At 56.0% G+C, this 2,898-nt stretch carries 1 protein-coding gene; it reads right to left on the bottom strand.

All coding sequences use genetic code 11. The features are described from left to right. Window positions 1-316: 316 nt before the first annotated feature. On the bottom strand, window positions 317-2,509 hold the full coding sequence (locus FHW92_RS25420) for a hypothetical protein (protein ID WP_168606075.1): 2,193 nt from the start codon (window positions 2,507-2,509) through the stop codon (window positions 317-319). Between the last annotated feature and the right edge of the window lie 389 nt (window positions 2,510-2,898).

The following is a 2,898-nucleotide window of genomic DNA, read 5'->3' as shown; positions in this document are numbered from 1 at the left end:
GGCCAATCCACAGAGATCCCCGCCCCACTTGGAGCTTCTCCTGAGCGACAAGATTTTCTGGATGCGACCAGCTTCCTTCCGGCCATAGCCGACCAGATTAGGTCAATCGACCGCCAGTATGTGACGTCTCCTCCTGTCAGAACTCGCCGTTCTATGGCTGGAGAAGGTGCTCCGCCCCTCCTCGTGCGCTGCGCACACACACTGTCGGCGCCATAGTCTCTCAATCTCCGGAAACTTAGAGGTGCAGCACGGTTTGATACTCATCCACTCGCCCGCAGCTTTGTCCAATTCGACCATCTGGCCGGGTATCGAGATTTCAATCGGATATGCCTTCGTCTGCCAGACGCGACTTCAGAGCGAGTATCTCGGCATCCACCTTTGCGATCTGTGATTCAATTGCTTCCGCGGGGACGCCAAGTGATTCAGCCATGCTCGCGGTGGTGATCGGATGCCGCAAGAGGAACCAGTCCGTGCCGATCGTGGTGTCGTCGATTTGAAAACTTCCTTGGCGAATTTCGAGATGGTGCGCAGTTATGCGAAACTGGGATGGTTCTTCGAATTGGGTGATCAGATCATCGGGCATGGGCCTGTCATCTCCCGACCAAATCCGCTTCACACCAACCCGATTACGAAAAATGGCATTCATCGGCATCTTGTGGTCGTGCATCACATGAAGCCAGCCGCTTTCGAAGAAGCGGCCGAGTGCGGACCAGTCATACACGTAAACACCGTCTGCGCCTCCCGGGATGCAGTAGGTCTCGTTTTGTAGAATGCAGGATATGACAGGCTTCCCGGAAACTTCCGGGCCGAATTTGTCTGTTAGGATATCGGGCCATTTTTCGAGACCGCCGCGGAGCCGCTGGACCTGCTTCACGCCCGATGCGATTTCCTCTAAAAAGTGGTGCGCAGCCATCGGGTCATTGCAAGAGAGCCCATGATTTTTGCATTCGAAGTGGAAAACGTACTCGCCCCAAGGGAATAGGACGTCGTATTCATATTCGGCTCCGTCGCGCGTCACCTTTACCGTTTTGGCATCAAACTCGTGCTTCTTCAGAAGTTCGATTACCCGCTTCTCAAATGCGCTGCCCTTGCGTTTGAGTTGAATTTTCATCGATGAGAGCAGGGACGGAATGATTTTTGAAAGCCGAGGCGCAGTGAGCGGTGCGCTGACCAACAGCCATTCGCCGGCAGTGCGAACGATAGGGGTATCGAATAAATCGCGGGATTTTCGGCCGAAGCTCGTTGCATCGAGGAAAGTCTGGGCCTCAGAAGCGCTCAAGGAGCCTCGCTGCAAAAGCGCTAGCAAGTCAGCCTGCGGAATGTGGAGTACGCCAGTTAAATCCTCTGCTGCCCGGCTCTTCACCCATTCGCTAAGTACGGTGAAGCCACGGACCCATTGAGCAAGCCGGAGACCACCTGGTCTTTCCTGATCATCAAGCACTTCGTAGCCGACCATCTCACTGAGCGCGAGCATGTTTTGGGCTTCCTCGGGCGATACCCACTCCGCAGGCGCAAGCGCGACGGGGCCAACTATGCCCTTAGCTTTCGCGACAATTGACGTCTCGACAGCGAGTTTTAATGCGTTGATACCCTCACGATCAACCGCGCGCTCGTTAGCGACGTAATCGACGATCTCACAATCCTTTTCGCGTGCGTAGACTAGGGTCACTTCTTCTGGACAACCGGTGGGAAGCCGCTCCCCCTCCAGAGCGTAGATCGGCGAATTCATGTACCGGGCGACGTCGCAAAGACGTGCCCAACGCCGCCAAGAGGTTGAGAGGTATTCGCTTTGGCCGGCGAGCAGGATATCTGCATCAATGACCGGCTGTAGAATGGGAAGCACCAGCCAACCTTTTTTGGGATCGAACCAACCGTTTGCGTAGCCTTCCATGAGCAACGTGCCACCCAAGGATTCAACCATTCCGGAAATCACGCTATCGCTGGAGGCGAACTGGCCGTTCGCATCCCTGAACGCGGCGCCGCCGGGCATCGAGAAGGTGCCGGCGGAGCGCAACTGAGCCTCCATATCTGCAGTGAACGCGCGAAGGTTCGCCTCCATACGAGCGACTATTGCCGCAGCCCGGACGTCGGCTGGCCTGCCGGCGAACTCGGAACGCGCGAGAAAGGCGAGTATCCTGTGAAAGCCATCTTCAGCTATGGTGATCGTCCGAACGGCATCGTCGAAAGATCTCAGGTCGAGCAGTTCCTTCGCTTCGAGCAAATATTTCCGAAGGTCCGCAAGGAAGCTGTCCCGTTTGTGTTGACCAATTACATCGGGCCGCTGATAAATCAGGGCACCTGATCGGCGCACCAAATCCGCCAACTCTTCCGCTTGGTCTTGGTCCAGCGGCTGATTGCGCAGATGATCGATCAGCAGCGCCGCGTCACGGGACTTTGCCGCGTCCTGGAAGATCGATTGGCTGATAACCACTGTGTTTGAAGATGCCGCCACGCTGCCTGCTTTCTGAATGGTAGATACTGTTTGCTGTTGGGAGGCACCGAGGCGCATCTTATGCTTGCTTTATCCGGGCAGGCTTAGATGTGTGCAACCGCCCCGGGCGCCGGAACTCCTGATAAATTTCCTCTTCTGCCCCAACTTCATATTTCGCTGTCCCACGACGGCGCTAACGCTCTATGCGAAGTGTGTGACTTTTGCGTCATAGATCTGAGCAGTTTGTCCGGTTATGTTAATAGCCGACGTCCACCGGTATAGGCCGGATTGGCCGCTTAGTCGAAGGGTTTCGGGCGCCGGCAGGCGTACGAAAGTCTTACAAGTACGACCCGCGGTGAGGCTCGCACAGGCCTATGGGTAAAAGGGCTTTGGTGTGGATTGGGGTGACTGAAGCAAGCCTACCGGGCAGCCCTTGATGGGCGGAACAGCATAGAAGTCCGATGGCC

The sequence above is a fragment of the Novosphingobium sp. SG707 genome (genome assembly GCF_012275515.1).
GTDB lineage: Bacteria > Pseudomonadota > Alphaproteobacteria > Sphingomonadales > Sphingomonadaceae > Novosphingobium.
The sequence above is the reverse complement of the archived record's forward strand: the minus strand, read 5'-3'. Positions and strand labels throughout refer to the sequence as shown.